We start from the raw sequence: 328 nt of genomic DNA on the forward strand, positions 1-328 counted from the left end.
TGATTTGTACATATATAATTGTGGGTGCATAGCTCAGCTGGATAGAGCAACGCCCTTCTAAGGCGTGTGTCCGGGGTTCGAATCCCTGTGCGCTCACCACATATATTGGGGATTAGCCAAGTCGGTAAGGCACATGACTTTGACTCATGTATGCGTAGGTTCGAGTCCTGCATCCCCAGCCAAATAATATATTTGCTAAACTATATTTAAATTGTTTCTATTTTGAATATAGTTAGGTATGATTTTAAAGTAAGTTTAAGTATCTTAATGTGGAGAGGTGTCCGAGTGGTTTAAGGAGCTGGTCTTGAAAACCAGTGACTTCGAAAGG

General features: G+C 41.2%; 2 tRNA genes. Both read left to right on the forward strand.

What is annotated here, in order from left to right:
- Window positions 1-22: 22 nt before the first annotated feature.
- Window positions 23-99: transfer RNA gene (locus Q3223_RS19635), tRNA-Arg, on the forward strand.
- 7 nt (window positions 100-106) lie between these two features.
- Window positions 107-182, forward strand: a tRNA-Gln gene (locus Q3223_RS19640).
- Window positions 183-328 lie beyond the last annotated feature (146 nt).

The sequence above is a fragment of the Clostridioides sp. GD02367 genome (assembly GCF_045900275.1).
Lineage (GTDB): Bacteria > Bacillota > Clostridia > Peptostreptococcales > Peptostreptococcaceae > Clostridioides > Clostridioides difficile_A.